This window comes from Streptomyces sp. NPDC093586 (genome assembly GCF_044764905.1).
GTDB lineage: Bacteria > Actinomycetota > Actinomycetes > Streptomycetales > Streptomycetaceae > Streptomyces.
In genome coordinates, this window is record NZ_JBIWJA010000003.1 from 256,440 (window position 1) to 274,455 (window position 18,016).

The 18,016-nt window shown below is 73.3% G+C and carries 20 protein-coding genes and 1 pseudogene; 7 read left to right on the forward strand and 14 right to left on the reverse strand.

Annotated features, from left to right (window positions below; genetic code table 11):
- The 3 genes and pseudogenes from ACIRFH_RS05160 to sigE all read right to left on the reverse strand — a co-directional run.
- A pseudogene (locus ACIRFH_RS05160) lies at positions 1–376 on the reverse strand (protease); the annotation flags it as partial.
- Positions 377–471: 95 nt separating this feature from the next.
- Positions 472–1,449 carry a zf-HC2 domain-containing protein gene (locus tag ACIRFH_RS05165; RefSeq protein WP_403517175.1) on the reverse strand — a complete coding sequence of 326 codons (978 nt, stop codon included), beginning with the start codon at positions 1,447–1,449 and terminating at the stop codon, positions 472–474.
- Positions 1,446–2,117, reverse strand: coding sequence for an RNA polymerase sigma factor SigE (gene sigE / locus ACIRFH_RS05170; RefSeq protein ID WP_403517176.1), 672 nt, complete (start codon positions 2,115–2,117; stop codon positions 1,446–1,448). The genes ACIRFH_RS05165 and sigE overlap by 4 nt, the downstream gene beginning before the upstream one ends.
- Before the next feature lie 288 nt (positions 2,118–2,405).
- Here sigE and ACIRFH_RS05175 point away from each other — a divergent pair, with 288 nt between their 5' ends.
- Complete coding sequence (locus ACIRFH_RS05175; protein ID WP_403517295.1) at positions 2,406–3,104, forward strand: O-methyltransferase; 699 nt, start codon at positions 2,406–2,408, stop codon at positions 3,102–3,104.
- A 226-nt stretch (positions 3,105–3,330) separates the two neighbouring features.
- On the opposite strand, the gene ACIRFH_RS05180 is transcribed toward ACIRFH_RS05175, so the two are convergent.
- Positions 3,331–3,498, reverse strand: a complete 168-nt coding sequence (locus tag ACIRFH_RS05180) for a DUF3117 domain-containing protein (RefSeq protein WP_003966491.1) — start codon at positions 3,496–3,498, stop codon at positions 3,331–3,333.
- A 351-nt stretch (positions 3,499–3,849) separates the two neighbouring features.
- On the opposite strand from ACIRFH_RS05180, the gene ACIRFH_RS05185 reads away from it, so the two are divergent.
- Positions 3,850–4,653, forward strand: a complete 804-nt coding sequence (locus tag ACIRFH_RS05185) for an enoyl-CoA hydratase/isomerase family protein (protein ID WP_403517177.1) — start codon at positions 3,850–3,852, stop codon at positions 4,651–4,653.
- A 43-nt stretch (positions 4,654–4,696) separates the two neighbouring features.
- On the opposite strand, the gene ACIRFH_RS05190 is transcribed toward ACIRFH_RS05185, so the two are convergent.
- Positions 4,697–5,281 (reverse strand): DNA-3-methyladenine glycosylase I, encoded by a 585-nt coding sequence (locus tag ACIRFH_RS05190; RefSeq protein WP_403517178.1) that lies wholly within the window; start codon positions 5,279–5,281, stop codon positions 4,697–4,699.
- Entirely contained in the window at positions 5,278–5,631 is a 354-nt protein-coding gene (locus ACIRFH_RS05195) for a DivIVA domain-containing protein (protein WP_403517296.1), read from the reverse strand. The genes ACIRFH_RS05190 and ACIRFH_RS05195 overlap by 4 nt, the downstream gene beginning before the upstream one ends.
- A gap of 226 nt (positions 5,632–5,857) precedes the next feature.
- Between ACIRFH_RS05195 and folP the strand changes: the two genes are divergently transcribed.
- Positions 5,858–6,718: a dihydropteroate synthase gene (folP, locus tag ACIRFH_RS05200; protein WP_403517297.1), complete on the forward strand. Its 861-nt coding sequence runs from the start codon at positions 5,858–5,860 to the stop codon at positions 6,716–6,718.
- 268 nt (positions 6,719–6,986) lie between these two features.
- Here the strand turns inward: folP and ACIRFH_RS05205 are convergent, their stop codons facing one another.
- Both ACIRFH_RS05205 and dapE read right to left on the reverse strand, forming a co-directional pair.
- On the reverse strand, positions 6,987–7,745 hold the full coding sequence (locus tag ACIRFH_RS05205; protein ID WP_403517179.1) for a TIGR00730 family Rossman fold protein: 759 nt from the start codon (positions 7,743–7,745) through the stop codon (positions 6,987–6,989).
- A gap of 108 nt (positions 7,746–7,853) precedes the next feature.
- Positions 7,854–8,933 (reverse strand): succinyl-diaminopimelate desuccinylase, encoded by a 1,080-nt coding sequence (gene dapE / locus ACIRFH_RS05210; RefSeq protein ID WP_403517180.1) that lies wholly within the window; start codon positions 8,931–8,933, stop codon positions 7,854–7,856.
- 94 nt (positions 8,934–9,027) lie between these two features.
- Here dapE and ACIRFH_RS05215 point away from each other — a divergent pair, with 94 nt between their 5' ends.
- Together ACIRFH_RS05215 and ACIRFH_RS05220 are read left to right on the forward strand one after the other, a co-directional pair.
- Positions 9,028–10,008, forward strand: coding sequence for a heavy metal transporter (locus ACIRFH_RS05215; protein WP_403517181.1), 981 nt, complete (start codon positions 9,028–9,030; stop codon positions 10,006–10,008).
- Between the two features lie 308 nt (positions 10,009–10,316).
- Positions 10,317–10,652, forward strand: a complete 336-nt coding sequence (locus ACIRFH_RS05220) for an ATP-binding protein (RefSeq protein WP_403517182.1) — start codon at positions 10,317–10,319, stop codon at positions 10,650–10,652.
- A 91-nt stretch (positions 10,653–10,743) separates the two neighbouring features.
- On the opposite strand, the gene ACIRFH_RS05225 is transcribed toward ACIRFH_RS05220, so the two are convergent.
- Complete coding sequence (locus ACIRFH_RS05225) at positions 10,744–11,835, reverse strand: bifunctional succinyldiaminopimelate transaminase/glutamate-prephenate aminotransferase (RefSeq protein WP_403517183.1); 1,092 nt, start codon at positions 11,833–11,835, stop codon at positions 10,744–10,746.
- Between the two features lie 116 nt (positions 11,836–11,951).
- Positions 11,952–12,272, reverse strand: coding sequence for a ferredoxin (gene fdxA / locus ACIRFH_RS05230; RefSeq protein WP_003973842.1), 321 nt, complete (start codon positions 12,270–12,272; stop codon positions 11,952–11,954).
- A 140-nt stretch (positions 12,273–12,412) separates the two neighbouring features.
- Here fdxA and ACIRFH_RS05235 point away from each other — a divergent pair, with 140 nt between their 5' ends.
- Positions 12,413–13,426 carry a GNAT family N-acetyltransferase gene (locus ACIRFH_RS05235; RefSeq protein ID WP_403517184.1) on the forward strand — a complete coding sequence of 338 codons (1,014 nt, stop codon included), beginning with the start codon at positions 12,413–12,415 and terminating at the stop codon, positions 13,424–13,426.
- Positions 13,427–13,542: 116 nt separating this feature from the next.
- Positions 13,543–14,397 carry a tetratricopeptide repeat protein gene (locus ACIRFH_RS05240; protein ID WP_403517185.1) on the forward strand — a complete coding sequence of 285 codons (855 nt, stop codon included), beginning with the start codon at positions 13,543–13,545 and terminating at the stop codon, positions 14,395–14,397.
- Between the two features lie 91 nt (positions 14,398–14,488).
- Here the strand turns inward: ACIRFH_RS05240 and ACIRFH_RS05245 are convergent, their stop codons facing one another.
- Genes ACIRFH_RS05245 through ACIRFH_RS05260 form a run of 4 tightly spaced genes read right to left on the reverse strand, consistent with a single transcriptional unit; the run spans position 14,489 to position 17,908 of the window.
- Positions 14,489–15,103 (reverse strand): response regulator transcription factor, encoded by a 615-nt coding sequence (locus tag ACIRFH_RS05245; RefSeq protein ID WP_403517186.1) that lies wholly within the window; start codon positions 15,101–15,103, stop codon positions 14,489–14,491.
- Positions 15,100–16,266: a sensor histidine kinase gene (locus ACIRFH_RS05250; protein WP_403517187.1), complete on the reverse strand. Its 1,167-nt coding sequence runs from the start codon at positions 16,264–16,266 to the stop codon at positions 15,100–15,102. Before ACIRFH_RS05250 ends, ACIRFH_RS05245 begins: the two co-directional genes overlap by 4 nt.
- On the reverse strand, positions 16,263–17,003 hold the full coding sequence (locus ACIRFH_RS05255; protein WP_403517188.1) for an ABC transporter permease: 741 nt from the start codon (positions 17,001–17,003) through the stop codon (positions 16,263–16,265). Before ACIRFH_RS05255 ends, ACIRFH_RS05250 begins: the two co-directional genes overlap by 4 nt.
- A complete protein-coding gene (locus tag ACIRFH_RS05260; protein WP_403517189.1) occupies positions 17,000–17,908 on the reverse strand; it encodes an ABC transporter ATP-binding protein in 909 nt (302 codons plus the stop codon). Before ACIRFH_RS05260 ends, ACIRFH_RS05255 begins: the two co-directional genes overlap by 4 nt.
- Positions 17,909–18,016: the final 108 nt, after the last annotated feature.

Sequence of the window (18,016 nt, forward strand, 5' to 3'; positions counted from 1 at the left end):
CGGTGCCGAGGGCGTCCGGGGCGGCCGCGCAGGCGGTGCCGGTGCTGGTGGCGGCAGCGTCGGCGTGGGGAGCGGCCGGGGCGTCGGTGGTGGCGCGTGGTTCCGGGACGGTGGCCGGGGCGCTCGGGGCGGTGTCGGCGGCCGTCGGCGGGCCGGCGGGCCGGGCCGCGGGGCCGGCCAGCTCGTAGTCGCCGTCGTGGTCCCGCTCGCCGGTCGTCCGGGGTGTCCCGGGGCGCTCCGGCGGGACGTCGTCCCCGTCGCGCTCGGCGGCGCCGGTGCCGTGGGGACGTGCCAGTTCGAAGTCTCCTTCGGAGCCGTCCCCGGACGGGCGCGGACGGCTCCACCATTTCGCCTTCGTGGGCTTCCCCTCGTTCATGTTCTCCCCCACACCTGGCCGCGGATCGTCGGCTCCAAGGGCTCTGGCGCCTTCCCGGATTCAATCAGGTCCGCGTACCGGCCCGCAGATCCCCGTCAGGGAGCCGGACGGTGGGACGCGGCGGGAGACGCCGAGGCCCCGGGGGAGGAGGGCGGGTCGGGGACAGGGGCGGTGAGAAGACCGGGCGGCTCGGCCACGGGCGGCGACGGCCAGGCGGCCAGCGTGAACGGCGGAACCGTCTCCAGCGGCCGTATCAGCGGGGACACGGCGACCGCGCCGGCCGTGACCGGCGTGGTCAGCGCCCGTACGGCCTGCTGCCGCAGGTCGGCGACCGTGGGGGCCGGCAGGCCGGGCACCAGCGGCGCGGACACCTCGGTCGGGGCCACGGAGGTCTCGCCGAGCACCCGCTGGCCCTGGACCTGTCCGAGCAGCGGGCCGGCCGAGCGGCGGCGCTGGTTCTCGGGGCTCTTGGCCGTTCCCGTGCCCTGGGTGCCCAGCGGCGTCACATTGCTGCCGGTGCCGGAACCCCGGGCCTCCGTCGTCACGTCGGGGGTGCCGAGGGTGACGCCGCCCAGCGCGATCGCGGCCAGCGACACCGCTCCCGCGGCGACGAACGCGAACCGCATCCCGCGCGACGCCGACCGCTCCGACTCGTGCCGGCTGACGTCGTGGATCCGGAAACCCCGGCCCGCCGGCGAGGAGGGCAGCAGGGAGGAGTGCGGGCGGGCGGGGACGTAACCGAACTCGAACTTCCCGGGCACGCCGGGCATCCCGTCGGAGAAGTCGCCGCCGCTCAGCGGCGAGCCGCGGCCGTCCGCGTCGCCGCCTCCCGGAAGCCCCTGGAGGCGGGCCAGGAAGCTCTCGGACGGGGTCGGCGGGGCGGCCTCGGCGAAGACGTTCTTCAGACGGCGCTGCGCGTCGACCTCCGCCTTGCACTTCGGGCAGGTCGCCACGTGCGCCAGCACGCGCTCACGCGCGTCATGACCGAGTTCTCCGTCCACGAGGGCGGAGAGTCGGTCTCCCAGGTGCTGCTCCGCGAGGTGTCCCTCCGGTTTCGGCCGTGACCCACTCACGCGCTCGTGCCCCCTCCTCCCAGTGCGGGAACACGGGCCACGAAGGAGCGGCGCTCGGCACGGGCCTGGGGGGAACGGTGCGCGAGGGCCTTGCGCAACTGGGAGCGGCCACGGTGGATGCGGGAGCGGACGGTGCCGAGCTTGACGCCGAGGGTCGCGGCGATCTCCTCGTACGACAGTCCCTCGATGTCGCACAGGACGACGGCGGCGCGGAACTCGGGGGCGAGGGTGTCCAGCGCCTGCTGGACGTCCGCGTCGAAGTGGGCGTCGTGGAAGACCTGCTGCGGGCTGGGGTCCTTGCTGGGCAGCCGCTCGGCCGCGTCGTCGCCGAGCGCGTCGAAGCGGATGCGCTGCTTGCGGCGCACCATGTCCAGGAACAGATTGGTCGTGATGCGGTGCAGCCAGCCCTCGAAGGTGCCCGGGGTGTAGGTCGACAGGGACCGGAAGACGCGGACGAAGACCTCCTGGGTGAGGTCCTCGGCGTCGTGCTGGTTGCCGGTGAGGCGGTAGGCGAGGCGGTACACCCGGCCGCTGTGCGTGCTGACGATCTCCTCCCAGGTGGGCGGAGTCCACGCCTGCCCGTCCGCGTCGCTGGTGAAGGTCGCGGTCTGGGCGTGTCCTGAGGCAGGACCAGTGGCGTGGCTGTGGTCAGCAGCGGTGTCGTTCACGGATTTCGGCCTGCCCGCCGATCCGAGAAAGCGCCGCAGCACTCCTCCCCGATCCACAGGTACGGCCGCACCTCCCCTGTCGGCTCTGGTGGTGTCCAGTGGAGCCCCTACCATAGCCACCTCGCCCGTTAGCTCCGGATAAGCGGTTTTACGAGAATTTGATCTGAGCTCGTACCGCTCGTACGGCTGCGTCAGCACTTGCTCGGTGCCCCTGCTCGTCCGCTGCCCCACGTCGCCGTCCCGGTCGCTCCGTCGTGTCTTCCCGTACCCCTTCGAACGACCGGTCCCATCTGCGGGTTCCCGACGGCAACGGATACAGTCACGCCGAGGCAACGACGGGGACAGGAGAGGGTCATTACCGGCAACCGGCAGACGAGCTGGGCGTTCGCCGACGCCTATGTCGCCGAGGACGACGCGCTGCGCTGGGCGCGCGACCGGGCCAGCGAGGCGGGCCTGCGCTCGGTGACGCCCGGTACGGGCTCGGCGCTCGGGTTGCTCGCCGCCGCCGTGGACGCCAAGGCGGTCGCGGAGATCGGCACCGGCTGCGGCGTGTCGGGGATCCATCTGCTGCAGGGCATGCGGCCGGACGGGGTCCTGACCACCGTGGACCCGGAGCCGGAGCACCAGCAGTTCGCCCGGCAGGCCTTCCGGGCCGCGGGCTTCGCCAGCAACAGGGCCCGCTTCATCCCGGGCCGTGCCCTGGACGTCCTGCCCCGGCTGGCGGACGCCGGCTACGACCTCGTCTTCTGCGACGGCGACCGGCTGGAGTACCTGGACTACCTCGCCGAATCGTTGCGCTTGCTGCGTCCGGGGGGCCTCGTCGCCTTCGAGGGCGTCTTCGGGACCGGCAGGACGATCGACTCGGGGCCGCAGCCCACCGAGGTGCTGCGCCTGCGGGAGGTGCTGCGCGCGGTGCGGGAGAGCCAGGAACTGGTGCCGTCATTGCTGCCGGTGGGCGACGGGCTGCTGTGCGCGGTGAAGCGATAGCCGGAGCCGGCGAGCGGTGGCCGGAGCAGCCCCGCGGCAGCCGGAGCGCGCGAGCCGGGGCCGGCCCCGGTAAGACGTGGCCGGCCCCGGTAAGAGGTGACCGGCGCGTCGAAAACGTACCGGAAATGCCCGGGAAACCCGGAAATCCGGAGGAAAACCGGGAAAACAATCGCCCCGGCACCAGGTACGGCACCGGGGCGACTGAACGGGTATGGTCGCTTGCGCGTCAGCCGACGACCTTCTTGAGGGCGTCGCCGAGCGCGTCGGCCTCGTCGGGGGTCAGCTCGACGACGAGTCGACCGCCGCCTTCGAGCGGAACGCGCATGACGATGCCCCGCCCCTCCTTGGTCACCTCGAGCGGGCCATCGCCCGTCCGCGGCTTCATGGCCGCCATGCTCGTTCCCCTTCCTGATACCAGCTCACCGTCACCGCCGACGGCCCGTGAGGGCACACGCAGTCCGGCACGGGACGCGCGACACCGGCATCGAACACATTGCTTCCCAGCCATTATCCCGCATCCCAGGACCCGATGACCAACATCGGTCTGCATCGCTTGGGCAACGCGCGCGAGCAAAACCACTCAATTCGGCGATGTGACTGCGATACTTCGCGCCCCCACCCACTTCCGCCGAATGGATACGGACCGGAATTCTTTGACGCAGGTCACATCCCCGCGACGGTCCGCCGGCGGTGATCTCCGTCATGCTGTCCTGCAGACACAAGCCGCGACGCGGAGGGGATTTCCATGGCCGACACCGTGCTCTACGAGGTGAGCGACGGGCTAGCGACGATCACGCTGAACCGCCCCGAGGCGATGAACGCGCTGAACATCGAGGCGAAGGTCGCGCTCCGGGACGCGGTGCGGGCCGCCGCGGCGGACGACGCCGTACGGGCGGTGCTGCTGACGGCGGCCGGGGAGCGCGCGTTCTGCGTCGGCCAGGACCTCAAGGAGCACATCGGGCTGCTGGCCTCCGACCGGGAGACGGGCGAGAGCCGGACCATGAGCACGGTCCGCGAGCACTACAACCCGATCGTGCGGGCGCTGGCCGAGGCGCCCAAGCCGGTGGTCGCCGCCGTGAACGGGGTCGCGGCCGGGGCCGGTCTCGGTTTCGCGCTCGCCGCCGACCACCGGATCGTCGCGGAGACGGCGGCGTTCAACACGTCGTTCGCGGGCGTCGCGCTGAGCGCCGACTCGGGCGTCTCCTGGACGCTGCCGCGCGTCGTCGGCCCCGGGCGCGCCGCGGATCTGCTGCTGTTCCCGCGGAGCATCGACGCCCGGGAGGCGTACGACCTCGGCATCGCGAACCGGGTCGTGCCGGCCGCCGACCTGCGCGCCGAGGCCGAGCGGACGGCGCGGGCGCTGGCCGAGGGACCGACGGTGGCGTACGCGGCGCTGAAGGAGTCGATGGCGTACGGGCTGACGCACTCGCTCGCCGAGACGCTGGAGAAGGAGGACGAGCTGCAGGCGCGGGCGGGGGCGTCGCAGGACCACGGGATCGCGGTGCGGGCGTTCGTCGACAAGGAGAAGCCGAAGTACCTGGGGCGCTGAGCCCGGCGCGGGCGGGTGGCAGCGGCCGTCCCGCCCGCGCCGCTCACGTCCGGCGGGCCGCACAGTCCGCCAGGTGGTCGTCGACCAGTCCGCACGCCTGCATCAGCGCGTACGCCGTCGTGGGGCCCACGAAGCGCAGGCCACGCTTCTTCAGGGCCTTCGACAGGGCCGTCGACTCCGGGGTGACGGCCGGGACGTCGGCGAGGGTCTTCGGCACCGGGCGGCCGTCCGGGTCGGGGGCGTGGGACCAGATCAGCTCGTCGAGCTCGCCGGGGGTCCACCCGACCAGCACGCGCGCGTTGGCGAGGGTCGCGTCGACCTTGGCTCGGTTGCGGATGATGCCCGGGTCGGCGAGCAGCCGCTCGCGGTCCTCGTCGGTGAAGGCCGCCACCTCGGCGATCCGGAAGCCGGCGAAGGCGGCGCGGAAGCCGGGGCGGCGGCGCAGGATCGTGATCCAGGACAGGCCGGACTGGAATGCCTCCAGGCTGAGCCTCTCGAACAGGGCGTCGTCGCCGTGGACCGGGCGGCCCCACTCCTCGTCGTGGTACGTCACGTAGTCCGCGGCGGACAGGGCCCAGGGACAGCGCGGCGCGCCGTCCGGGCCGGTGACGGCCTCGCCGGCGCTCACTGCTGCTCCTCCTGGGCCGGCTTCTCCATGGAGACGTGACGGGCGGCGGCGCGGGCGCCCGCGAGCGCGGACTCCAGGTCGGCGATGCGGGCGTCGCGCTCGGAGAGCTCGGCACCGAGGCGGCCGAGGGCGTCGTCGACGTCCGCCATGCGGTAGCCGCGCAGGACGAGCGGGAAGCGGAGCCGCTCCACGTCCGCGCGGCCCACCGGGCGGTCCGGGGGCAGGGGGTCCCGCAGCTGATCGGGGCCGGCCTCGGGCAACGGACCGCTGTCGTCGCCGCTGACCACGGCGAGCGTCACCGCGGCGACCACGACGGCGAGCGCGACGACGAGGAAGAGGAACATGACCATCGCTGGGGCCCCCATGGTCGGAACGAGCGCTGCGATCGCACGGTTGGCCGGTCGGATCGCGTCGGCTGGTTGGATCGGAGTCGGTTGTGTCGGGTCCGATCGTGCCATGCGAGTCTGACAGTCGGGATCGCAGGCGGTCCAAGGACGTGGACGAACGCCGAAGAGCGGGACGTCGGAGCCGGAGCGGGACGTGAGGAACGGTATGGACGAGGAGATGTCACAGGGGATGCTCAGGCTGGGCAGGCGTGAATTCGCGGCGCACGAGCCGGTGATCATGGCGATCGTGAACCGGACCCCGGACTCCTTCTACGACCAGGGCGCCACCTTCCGCGACGAGCCGGCGCTCGCACGCGTGGAGCAGGCCGTGGCCGACGGGGCCGCGATCATCGACATCGGCGGGGTGAAGGCCGGGCCCGGCGACGAGGTGTCGGCCGAGGAGGAGGCGCGGCGGACCGTGGGGTTCGTCGCGGAGGTGCGGCGGCGCTTCCCGGACGTCGTGATCAGCGTGGACACCTGGCGGCACGAGGTCGGCGAGGCCGTGTGCGAGGCGGGGGCGGACCTGCTGAACGACGCGTGGGGCGGTGTCGACCCGAAGCTCGCGGAGGTCGCGGGGCGGTACGGGGTGGGGCTGGTGTGCACGCACGCCGGTGGCGCCGAGCCGCGGACGCGGCCGCACCGGGTGACGTACGACGACGTCATGGCCGACATCCTCGACGTGACGCTGGGGCTGGCCGAGCGGGCGGTGGCGCTGGGGGTGCCGCGGGAGTCGGTGCTGATCGATCCGGGGCACGACTTCGGGAAGAACACGCGGCACAGCCTGGAGGCGACGCGGCGGCTCGGGGAGATGGTGGAGACGGGGTGGCCGGTGCTGGTGTCCCTGTCCAACAAGGACTTCGTGGGCGAGACGCTGGACCGGCCGGTGAAGGAGCGGCTGCTGGGCACGCTGGCGACGACGGCGGTGTCGGCGTGGCTGGGGGCGCGGGTGTACCGGGTGCACGAGGTGGCGGAGACGCGTCAGGTGCTGGACATGGTGGCGACGATCGCCGGGCACCGGGCACCTGCGGTGGCTCGGCGGGGGTTGGCGTAGGCGACGCGCAGGGGGCTCGGGGGGCGTAGTCGGCTCGGGGCGGCCTGTGGGGCGGGCGTGGGGTGTTTCGCCCCCGCCGCCCTTGCCCGTTCCCGTCCCCAGGGGCTTCGCCCCTTCGACCCCAGTAGGGGCTCCGCCCTTGGGCCCTGTCGGGGACCACGTCCCCTGTGTCCCTGCCGGGCCGGACTCCCCAACGCCCTGCCGGACCCGCGTGCCCGCGCCCCTGCCGGGTCCGCTCAAGCCCTGCCGTGGTGCGGGCGGGGTGTCGTCAGCGGCCCGCCTCCTTGGAGACCAGGGCGACCGCCTCGTCCACGTCGTCCGTGACGTGGAACAGGAGCAGGTCCTTCTCCGCGGCCTTGCCCTGGGCGACCAGGGTGTCGCGGAGCCAGTCGACCAGGCCGCCCCAGTACTCGGAGCCGAACAGGACGATGGGGAAACGGGTGACCTTCTGGGTCTGCACCAGGGTGAGCGCCTCGAAGAGTTCGTCGAGGGTGCCGAGGCCGCCGGGCAGGACCACGAAGCCCTGGGCGTACTTCACGAACATCATCTTGCGGACGAAGAAGTAACGGAAGTTCAGCCCGATGTCGACGTAGGGGTTGAGGCCCTGCTCGAAGGGCAGTTCGATGCCGAGGCCGACCGAGATGCCCTTCGCCTCCAGCGCGCCCTTGTTGGCCGCCTCCATCGCCCCCGGCCCACCGCCGGTGATGACCGCGAAGCCCGCCTCCACCAGGCCGCGGCCCAGCCTGACGCCGGCGTCGTACTCCGGCGAGTCGACCGGTGTGCGGGCCGATCCGAAGACGCTGATCGCGGGCGGGAGTTCGGCGAGCGTGCCGAAGCCCTCGATGAACTCCGACTGGATCCGCAGGACGCGCCAGGGGTCGGTGTGGACCCAGTCCGAGGGGGCACGCTCGTCCAGCAGGCGCTGGTCCGTGGTGCTCCCCTGGACCTGGTCCCGCCGCCGGAGGACCGGGCCCAGGCGCTGCTCCTCCGGCGGCTGCTTCTTGCCCTCCGGGTTGCCTGTAGGCATGTGCGCTCCCTCCGTTTGCAGGTGGTTCCGCCTCAGCGTAGATCGACGCGGGTTACGTACGGGGGACCTCAGCATGTCCGGCACGCAGCGGCGTAAACCCGGATCGGATCATGCCGTCAGCCAGGACCGCAGCCGCTCCTCCCCCGCGAGGATCTTCGCCGTCTCGACCCGTTCGTCCCGCTTGTGCGCCAAGTGCGGGTTGCCCGGGCCGTAGTTGACCGCGGGGACGCCGAGCGCGGAGAAGCGCGACACGTCCGTCCAGCCGTACTTGGGCTGCGGGGTGCCGCCGACCGCCTCGATGAAGGCCGCCGCGGCGGGGTGGGACAGGCCCGGCAGGGCCGCGCCGCTGTGGTCGTCGACCACGAACTCCGCCACCCCGCAGTCCGCGAAGACCTCGCGGACGTGGGCGAGGGCCTCCTCGGGGCTGCGGTCCGGGGCGTAGCGGAAGTTGACGGTGACCACGCACTCGTCGGGGATGACGTTGCCCGCGACGCCGCCCGTGATGCCGACCGCGTTCAGGCCCTCGCGGTACTCCAGGCCGTCGATCACCGGGTGGCGCGGCTCGTACGCGGCCAGGCGGGCGAGGATCGGGGCGGCCGCGTGGATCGCGTTGGAGCCCATCCAGCTCCGCGCGGAGTGCGCGCGCTCCCCCGTCGTCTTCAGCAGCACCCGCAGCGTGCCCTGGCAGCCGCCCTCCACCTGGCCGTCCGACGGTTCGAGGAGGACCGCGAAGTCGCCCTCCAGCCACTCGGGGTGGGCCTCGGCCACGTGCTTCAGGCCGTTCAGCTCGGCGGCGACCTCCTCGTTGTCGTAGAAGACGAAGGTGAGGTCGCGGTTGGGGGCCGGGACCGTGGCCGCGATGCGCAGCTGCACGGCGACGCCCGCCTTCATGTCGCAGGTGCCGCAGCCCCACAGGACGCCGTCCTCGTCCAGCCGGGAGGGGACGTTGCCGGCGATCGGCACGGTGTCGATGTGGCCGGCCAGGATCACGCGCTCCGTCCGGCCCAGGTCCGTACGGGCCACGACGTTGTTGCCGTACCGGTCGACCGTCAGGTGCGGCAGGGCGCGCAGCGCGCTCTCGATCGCGTCCGCCAAGGGCTTCTCGGAGCCGCTCTCGGAGGGGAGGTCGACGAGCCGCGCGGTGAGCTCCGCGGCGTCCAGCGTGAGGTCAAGCGGGGTATCGGCCATGCCGTCGACCCTACCCGCCGGGTCGTGGGCGGCGGGTCGGCACCTCATCCGCTCCCGGCCTGCCCGGAGTCCTACCCTCCAGTACCTTGTACGCGTGCTCGAACCGTCCTCCACCCGCAAACGCCGCGGCCGCCTCCTCCGCGCCGGGGCCGCCCTCGTCGTCCTGCTCGCGGTCGCCGGTTACCTCACGGTCCAGTACGTCACCGGCGGCGCCGGCGCCCCGGGCTGCAAGGTCGTCTCGCGCGAGGACGGCCGCACGGCCTACGAGTTCACGCCGGAACAGGCGGTGAACGCGGCGACGATCACCGCGGTGGGCACCTCGCGGAACCTGCCCGAACGGGCGGTGACGATCGCCCTGGCGACCGCGCTCCAGGAGTCCGCGCTGCGCAACCTCGACCACGGCGACCGCGACTCGCTGGGCCTGTTCCAGCAGCGGCCCTCGCAGGGCTGGGGCGACGCGCGGGAGATCATGGACCCGGCGTACTCGGCGGGCATGTTCTACGACCATCTGGTCAAGGTGCCCGACTACACGCGACTGCCCCTGACGGTCGCCGCGCAGCGCGTGCAGCGCAGCGCCTTCCCCGAGGCGTACGCCAGGCACGAGCCGGACGCCGCGCTGCTGGCGGCGGCCCTGACCGGGCGGTCCGCGGCGACGCTGACCTGCGAAGGGCGTCCAGGCGCGCACCGGGCCCAGGGGCCGGACGCGGTCCGTGCGGCGCTCGTGCGGGACTTCGGACGTGACGCGCTCCAGCCGGCCGGCGCGGAGGTGGGCGCCTCGAAGGGGCCCGGTGCGGCCCCGTCCCCGAGCGCCCGCGTCGGCTCCGACGGACGGACCGTGACGCTCCCCGTGGGCGGCCACGGCCCGGGCACGGACCGGGACGCCGAGCGGCGCGGCTGGCAGCTGGCGCACTGGGCCGTGGCCAACGCGTCCGCGCTGCGCATCGAACGGGTCAGCTACGCCGGCCGGCAGTGGACCGCCGGGCACACCGACAGCACGTGGTCCCCGACGGGCGCGGGCGGCGCCCACGGTGCGGAACGGAGCACGGGTCCGGTGCGGATCACGTCCGCGCGGTAGTACGAGGCGTCACCCGCGGGAGGTAGCCGTACCGGCGGAAGGCTGACGGGGCGCGCGGGTTTCCGCGCCCCCTCCCCGGATTCGCCGGAACCCGGGAAAGCAAAGGGTTGCAAGGGATCGGCGGGCTTTCCGGACGGAACCCTTTTGCCCATTTTTCCGTGCACCGATAATGCGACGCATTGCCAACTCTTTACATCGCGACGCCGCAACCTTCGCCGCCTTCGAGCGGTAGTCACTGCGTCCGCGCCCGCCGATCACCCGCCGGGCCCGGTCGGAACCTCATCGTTGACTTCCGTCGAAGGAGCATCATGTCCCTCCCCCTGACCCGCCGGATCGCCCGTGCCGCGCTGCTCGTCGCTGCGGGAGCGGCTGCCGGGGTCGGTGCGGCCGGCTCCGCCAGCGCGGCTCCCGGGCTGCCCGCCACCCCGAACCTCGGCGGGCTGAGCACGCTGGACGGGGCGAACGTCGGCAAGACCGTCGACGGCGCCGCGCAGAACGTCACCAAGGCCGGGGGTGACACCGGTGGCAAGGCCGCCAAGAAGGCCACCGGGAACCTCCTCGAGGGCACGTCGGTGTCGGCCACGAAGGGCGGCGGGCTGCCGGGGAGCGCCACGCTGCCGGTGCGGGGGCTGCCGATCCGCTGACGGCCGACTGCCGTCGGCTGTGCGGCGACGGGGCCCGGGATTCGTTCCCGGGCCCCGTCGCTCTGCCTGGGCCCGCGCCGGTGCGGTGGGGTTACAGGCGGGCCACGGCCGCCGCCACGCGGGCGTCCGTCGCCGTGAAGGCGACGCGGACGTGGTTCTCGCCGGCCGGACCGTAGAAGTCGCCGGGGGCCACGAGGATGCCCCGTTCGGCCAGGTGGGCGACCGTGTCCCAGCAGGACTCGTCGCGGGTGGCCCACAGGTAGAGGCTGGCCTCGCTGTGCTCGATGCGGAAGCCGTGGCCGAGGAGCGCCTCGCGCAGGGCCGCGCGGCGGGCCGCGTACCGCTCGCGCTGGACGCGGACGTGCTCGTCGTCGCCGAGGGCCGCCACCACGGCCGCCTGCGTCGGCGCCGAGGTCATCATGCCGCCGTGCTTGCGGATCTCCAGGAGCGGGCCCAGGACGGCCGGATCGCCGGCCAGGAAGGCCGCGCGGTAGCCCGCGAGGTTGGAGCGCTTGGAGAGGGAGTGCACGGCGACCAGACCGTCGTAGGAGCCGCCGTTGACGTCCGGGTGCAGGACCGAGACCGGGTCGGCCTCCCAGCCCAGCTCCAGGTAGCACTCGTCGGAGACGACGAGGACGCCGTGCTCGCGGGCCCACGCGACGATCCGGGTCAGCTCGGCCTGCGACAGGACCTTGCCGGTCGGGTTGGACGGCGAGTTGAGCCAGAGGAGCTTCAGGCCCGCCGGGTCCAGCTCGGTCGGATCGTCGTACGCCTCGTACCCGGCACGGGCCAGGCGCGCGCCGACCTCGTAGGTCGGGTAGGCGAGGCGCGGGAAGGCCACCCGGTCGCCGGGGCCGAGGCCCAGCTGGGTCGGGAGCCAGGCGACGAGTTCCTTGGAGCCGACGATCGGCAGGACGTGGCGGTGGGTGACGTCACGGGCGCCGAGGCGGCGCTCGACCCAGCCGGTGATCGCGTCGCGCAGTGCCGGGGTGCCCCAGACGGTCGGGTAGCCAGGGGAGTCCGCCGCGTCGATCAGGGCCTTCTGGATCAGCTCGGGGACCGGGTCGACCGGGGTGCCGACGGAGAGGTCGACGATGCCGTCCGGGTGCGCGGCGGCCGTCTTCTTGTACGGCTCCAGCTTGTCCCAGGGGAAGGTCGGAAGGCGGTCGGAGACTGCGGACACGTTACTGGCTCACTTTCGTCGTGGGCGCCCGGTACGGCAAACGCCTCGGTCCCGTGCGGCGCCGGTCGGGGTGACCGGGCCGTACGGGACCGAGGCGGCGCGCGTGCGGGCCGCCGTTACTGGTTCTGCGGCGGCAGCGCGGCGACGAAGGGGTGGTCGCGCTCGATCAGACCCAGCTTGCTGGCGCCGCCGGGCGAGCCGAGCTCGTCGAAGAACTCGACGTTCGCCTTGTAGTAGTCCTTCCACTCCTCCGGAGTGTCGTCCTCGTAGAAGATCGCCTCGACCGGGCAGACCGGCTCACAGGCACCACAGTCGACGCATTCGTCCGGGTGGATGTACAAGGACCGCTGGCCCTCGTAGATGCAGTCGACCGGGCACTCCTCGATGCACGCCTTGTCCTTCACGTCGACACAAGGCTGCGCGATGACGTAGGTCACGCTGTCGTTCCTCCTCGATTGGGCGCTGGCGGGCCTCCTCAGGCTCCGCCGCCTGGCGCGCGGGAGCGCGGCGTCGTCGATGCCCGCCCCTAGTATCTCCGTTCTTGGGCATGATCCGAACAGGAGGGGTGTACCGACCCGTGGAAATCTCCGCAGCAGGCCGTCTCGAGGTCCGTATCACCGCTGCTGACGTGGGCAAACGAGTCTCCGTGCGGTGCTTGGTCGAACCGGATGTCGCGGGTGGGAAGTTCACCGACACGGTCGGTGTTCTCACATCCTGGGACGCCGGCGTGCTGCTGATCACACGGAAGAACGGCGAGCCGGTCCGCATCGCGGAATCCGCGCTCGTCGCCGGCAAAGTCGTCCCGTCCGCCCCGGCGCGTCGGCGCGGTCCCGCCGCGTCGTACGAGGAGCTGGCGCGGGTCGTCGCGCGGGCCTGGCGGCCGGTGGAGAGCGAGTGGCTCGGCGGGTGGGAGCTGCGGGCCGCCGGCGGGTTCACGCGGCGGGCCAACTCCGTGCTGCCGCTCGGCGACCCGGGGCTGCCGCTCGACGACGCGCTGGCCGCCGTACGCCGCTGGTACGGCGCGCGCGGCCTGCCCGCGTACGTCCAGACCGCCACCGGGGCCGAGGGCACGCAGGAGCTGCTGTGCGCGGAGCTGGAGCGGCGGGGCTGGGTGCGGGAGGTGACGGCCGAGGTGTGGACCGGCGCGCTGGCGCCGGTCGCCGACCGGGCCGAGGGGGCCGGTGTGGTGCTGTCCCGGGAGGCCGACGAGGCGTGGCTCTCGCGGTACCAGCGCAAGGGGGTGAGCGACGTGGCTCTGCGGGTCTTGAGCAGCGGGCCCTCGGTGTGGTTCGCGACGGTGCCCGGTGCGGAGGCGCCGGCCGCGATCGGGCGGTGCGTCGTGGACGGGCGGTGGGCCTCCTTCGCGGCCGTCGAGGTCGATCCCGGGCAGCGGCGGCGGGGGCTCGCCACCGAGGTCATGGCCGCGCTGGCCCGGCGGGCGCTCGACGAGGGCGCCTCGGCGGCGTGTCTGCAGGTCGAGACGGACAACGCGGGGGCGCGGGCGCTGTACGCCGGGACGGGGTTCTCGGCGCACCACGCGTACCACCACTACCGGGCGCCCGAAGGGGACGCCGGGGTGGGGCGCGGATGAGCGCCGGCCGCCTTGCGCCGCTCGGCTTTCGCCCGTCGTCCTTGTCGCCCACCGTTCGCCGTTCGTCGTTCGCTGTTCGCTGTTCGCTGTTCGCCGTGAGAGGGCACGAGCCTGATATGCGTCACCTCCCCCATCCGCCGCCGCCCGGGCGTTCCGCCGAAGTGCGGCGCCGGTTCGCCGAAGAGGCGCGGTCCGAGCGGCCCGATCTGTCGACGCTGTGCCTCCTGGTGGGCGCCGTGGCGGACGGGGAGCTGGACGAGGCGGGCCTGGACGCCGCGCAGATGGAGCTCGACCGGCTGGCCGGGCAGGTGCCGTTCCGGCCCGGTTCGCCCCATGCCTGGGCGGTGGCCCTGCGGGACCTGCTCGGCGAGCGGTACGGGTTCCACGGGACCGCGGCGGACTACCGGCGCCTGGAGTCGTCGTTGCTGCACGAGGTGCTGCGGCGTCGGCGGGGGCTGCCGATCCTGCTGTCGGTGGTGTGGCTGGAGGTGGCCCGGCGGGCGGGGGCCCCGGTGTACGGGGTCGCGCTGCCGGGGCACTTCGTGGTCGGGTTCGGGCCGGAGGGGGATCGGGTGCTCGCCGACCCGTTCGACGGGGGGCGGGTGCTCAGCGGGAACGACGCGGAGGTGCTGGTGGCGGGGGCGACGGGGTCGGGGCTGCATCCGTCGATGCTGGAGCCCGCGGCGCCGTTGGACGTGGTGGCGCGGATCCTGAACAACGTCCGGGCGTGGGCGGCGGCCCGGCCGGAGCGGTCGGACGTGGGGCTGTGGGCGATCGAGCTGGCGTTGCTGTTGCCGTCGCACGCGGCGCGGTTGCGGTACGAGCGGGCGCGGTTGCTGGTGCAGCGGGGGGAGTTCGTGACGGGGGCGGTGGAACTGGAGGCGTATGCCGACGTGGTCGGGGCGGTGGACGAGGGGGCGGCGGAGCGGGTGCGGGGGGAGGCGCGGGCGGCTCGGGCGTTGCTGAACTGAGATTTCGCCCGAGCGCCCCAGCACCTCGGTTGTCGGGCGACTGGCGTCAGGATCTGGCTGGTCGCGCGGTTCCCCGCGCCCCTACGGGGCGCTACAGCCAGCCTTTGTCTCTGGCTATGCGGACCGCCTCCGCCCTGTTGCGGGCCGCGAGTTTCTGGATGGCTGTGGAGAGGTAGTTGCGGACCGTGCCCGGGGAGAGGTGGAGGGTCCGGGCGAGTTCCGCGTTGGTGGAGCCGTCGGACGCGGCGCGCAGGACCTCGCGTTCGCGGTCGGTGAGGGGGTTGGCGCCCTCGGCGAGGGCGGCTGCCGCCAGGGTGGGGTCGATGACCCGCTCGCCCGCCAGGACCTTCCGTACGGCCTCGGCCAGTTGGGAAGCCGGGGCGTCCTTGACGAGGAAGGCGTCGGCGCCGGACTCCATGGCGCTGCGCAGATAGCCGGGCCGGCCGAAGGTGGTGAGGACGATCAGCTTCACCGCCGGCAGTTCCCGGTGCAGCAGGGCCGCCGCCTCTATGCCGGTCGCGCCCGGCATCTCGATGTCCATCAGCGCCACGTCCACGCCGTGGGCGCGGGCGGCGTCCAGTACCTCGTCGCCGCGCGCCACCTGGGCGACGACCTCGATGTCCTCCTCCAGGCCGAGCAGGGCGGCCAGTGCCTCGCGGACCATCGCCTGGTCCTCCGCCAGCAGGACCTTGATCGTGCGGCTCATGCCCCGGATCCTACGTCCGCCGCGGCGCCGGCCGGGACACGGGCGACCAGCCGGAAGCCGTGGCGGGTCCGGCCCGCCTCCAGCTCGCCGCCCGCCTTCTCGAGGCGCTCGGCCAGTCCGGTCAGACCGTTGCCGGGGGCGTGCGCGGACCCGGGGCCGCCGGAGCCGTTGTCCTCCACCGACAGTTCGAGCACCTGCCCGTCCAGGGTCTGGCGCCTGAGCAGTTCCACCGTGCAGCGCCGGGCGCCGCTGTGCCGTACGACGTTGGTGACCGCCTCGCGCAGTGCCCAGGCGAGGGCCGACTCGGACTCCTCGGGGACACCGGCGAGGTCGGGCTCGGCGGGCAGTTCGGGGACCACGCCGGCCGCCGTCAACGCCACCCGCGCGCCGGCGAGTTCGGCGGCCAGGCGGGCACGCCGGTAGCCGGTGACGGCCTCGCGGACGTCGACGAGGGCCTGGCGGCTGACCTGTTCGATGTCGGCGATCTGCTGGGCGGCCTTCTCCGGGTGGCCGGGGAGCATGCGGCCGGCGAGTTCGCTCTTCAGCGTGATCAGGGACAGCGAGTGGCCGAGCAGGTCGTGCAGGTCCCGGGCGAGCCGCAGCCGCTCCTCGTTGGCGGCGAGGTGGGCGACGGTGGCGCGGGCCTCGCGCAGCGCGATCGTCGTCCGGATCAGCTCGCGCACGCCGGTCATGGCGAAGCCGCCCAGCAGCGCCGGGATGAGCAGCCCGCCGAGGAAGGACCGGGCGTCCGGCACGATGAACGCCAGCGCCGTCATCAGCGCGGACGCGCCGGGGACCGTCCAGCGGGCCAGGCGCAGCGGCAGGGCGGCGCCGGAGGCGATGGAGACGTACACGAACAGGACCAGCCACTCCCGGCCCAGGGTGAGGGCGAGGAGCGTGGACTCGGCCGCGAGGACGGCGAGGGAGCCGAGGACCACGTCGATGCGGTCGCCGCGTCCGGTGCGGAAGAGCAGCAGCATGTACCAGACGACGAAGCCGACGAGACCGGCCCAGCCGAGGACCCGGGCGCCCGTGCCGTGGCCGCCGTTCAGCAGGTCGGCGACGGGCGCGCTCAGGTAGACCAGCCAGATGCCGGCCCACAGCGACTTGATGACCTTCTGCCTGCGGTTCTCCGGGCGTTGCCCGATGCCGACGCCGCTCACGCCTTCAGCGTGTCCTTCCGGTACAGCCACGCCGCGCCGCCCGTGAAGAGCACGAACGAGACGACGAGGACGGCGAGGTCCTTCGCGTGCGGGGCGTGACTCTGTTCGATCGCCTGCCCCAGGGCAGCGTACGCGTGTGTGGGCAGCCATTCGGCGATGTTCCGGAGCCAGTCGGGAAAGGTGGTCGTGGGCATCCACAGGCCGCCGAGCATGGACAGGCCGAAGTAGACGATCATCGTGATCGGGCGGACCGCGTCCCCGGTCGCCAGGTATCCGATGGCGACGCCGAGCGCGGCGAAGACCAGGCTGCCCGCCCAGATGGCACCGGTCAGGGCGAGCCACTGCCAGGCGTCCAGGCGTACGTCCTTCACGGCCGCGGCGACCACGAAGACGATGACGATGGAGGGCAGGCTGACGACGGCGGCGCTCGCGGTCTTGGCGAGGACGTAGCCGCGGCCCGGGAGCGTGGTCAGCCGCAACTGCCGTACCCAGCCGCTCTCGCGCTCCTTGGCGATGCGCTCGCTGTTGCCCATCAGCACGGCGGTCAGGGCGCCGAAGGAGGCCATGGAGACCATGAAGAAGGTCGGCAGGGTCAGGCCCGTGCCGTCGACCTCGGTGGTGGCGTCGGCACTGCCCGCGATGAGCAGGAACAGGGCCGAGGGATAGACCACCGAGAAGAACAGGAACTTGCGGTTGCGCAGGGCGCGGACGAGTTCGAGCTTGATCAGGCTGTTCACGGCTGCTTGGCCTCCTCGGCGGCGGTGATGGCGACGAAGGCCTGCTCGAGTCCGAGGCCGGCGACTTCGAGGTTGCGGGGGTAGAGGCCGAGCCCGTACACGGCGTGGACGGTGGCGTCGGCGTCGGAGGACTGGATGCGGACGGCCCGGCCGGACACGGTGAGGGACGTCAGGAACGGCAGTGCGCGCAGCGCCTGTTCGTCGACGGCGCCCTCGAGGTCGAAGGAGATCCTGCGGGCCCCGGCCCTGGCCTTGATCTCGGCGGCGGTGCCGTCGGCGAGCAGCCGGCCCCGGTGCAGGACGAGCACCCGGTCGGCGATGGCGTCGGCCTCCTCCAGGTAGTGCGTGGCGAACAGGACCGTGCGGCCCTGGTCGGCCTGCTCGCGCATGGTGGCCCAGAAGGCCTGGCGGGCGGAGACGTCCATGCCGGTGGTGGGCTCGTCCAGGACGATCAGGTCGCTGTCGCCGGCGGTGGCGAGGGCGAAGCGGACGCGCTGGGCCTGGCCGCCGGAGAGCTTGTCGACCTTGCGGTCGGCGATCTTCGTGAGGCCGGCCCGGGCCAGGACGTCGGCGACCGGGTAGGCCCTGGGGTGGAGCGCGCAGCCGAGCCGGACCAGTTCGGCGACCGTGATCTCGTTCATCAGCCCGCCGCTCTGCAGCATGGCGCCCACCCGCCCGGCGACGATGGCCTCGCGCGGGCCGGTGCCGAAGACCCGGACGGTGCCGGTGTCGGGCTGCTTGAGGCCGAGCAGCAGGTCGAGCGTGGTCGACTTGCCCGCCCCGTTCGGTCCCAGCAGGGCCACGGTCTCGCCGGGGCGCAGGGCGAGCGTCAGGCCGTCGACGGCGCGGACGTCCCCGTAGCTCTTGGTCACCTGGTCGAATCCGACCACTTCTGTCGTCGTCATGACAGCCATCGTGGCGGCCGGGGCCGGGTGCGCGGCAGTGTCGGCGGTCCCGGGTGGCGGATGACAGATGTCATACGGGCGCGGGCCCCGGGGCTGCCGCCACATGAC

What these genes read in the sequence shown, in the direction of transcription:
- ACIRFH_RS05220 (WP_403517182.1), top strand. Translation starts at nt 10,317, where the DNA reads ATGTCCCTCCCCCTGACCCGCCGGATCGCCCGTGCCGCGCTGCTCGTC.
- dapE (WP_403517180.1), bottom strand. Translation starts at nt 8,933, where the DNA reads ATGGCCGATACCCCGCTTGACCTCACGCTGGACGCCGCGGAGCTCACC.
- ACIRFH_RS05205 (WP_403517179.1), bottom strand. Translation starts at nt 7,745, where the DNA reads ATGCCTACAGGCAACCCGGAGGGCAAGAAGCAGCCGCCGGAGGAGCAG.
- ACIRFH_RS05240 (WP_403517185.1), top strand. Translation starts at nt 13,543, where the DNA reads ATGCGTCACCTCCCCCATCCGCCGCCGCCCGGGCGTTCCGCCGAAGTG.
- ACIRFH_RS05185 (WP_403517177.1), top strand. Translation starts at nt 3,850, where the DNA reads ATGGCCGACACCGTGCTCTACGAGGTGAGCGACGGGCTAGCGACGATC.
- ACIRFH_RS05180 (WP_003966491.1), bottom strand. Translation starts at nt 3,498, where the DNA reads ATGGCGGCCATGAAGCCGCGGACGGGCGATGGCCCGCTCGAGGTGACC.
- folP (WP_403517297.1), top strand. Translation starts at nt 5,858, where the DNA reads ATGCTCAGGCTGGGCAGGCGTGAATTCGCGGCGCACGAGCCGGTGATC.
- ACIRFH_RS05245 (WP_403517186.1), bottom strand. Translation starts at nt 15,103, where the DNA reads ATGAGCCGCACGATCAAGGTCCTGCTGGCGGAGGACCAGGCGATGGTC.
- ACIRFH_RS05195 (WP_403517296.1), bottom strand. Translation starts at nt 5,631, where the DNA reads ATGGTCATGTTCCTCTTCCTCGTCGTCGCGCTCGCCGTCGTGGTCGCC.
- ACIRFH_RS05260 (WP_403517189.1), bottom strand. Translation starts at nt 17,908, where the DNA reads ATGACGACGACAGAAGTGGTCGGATTCGACCAGGTGACCAAGAGCTAC.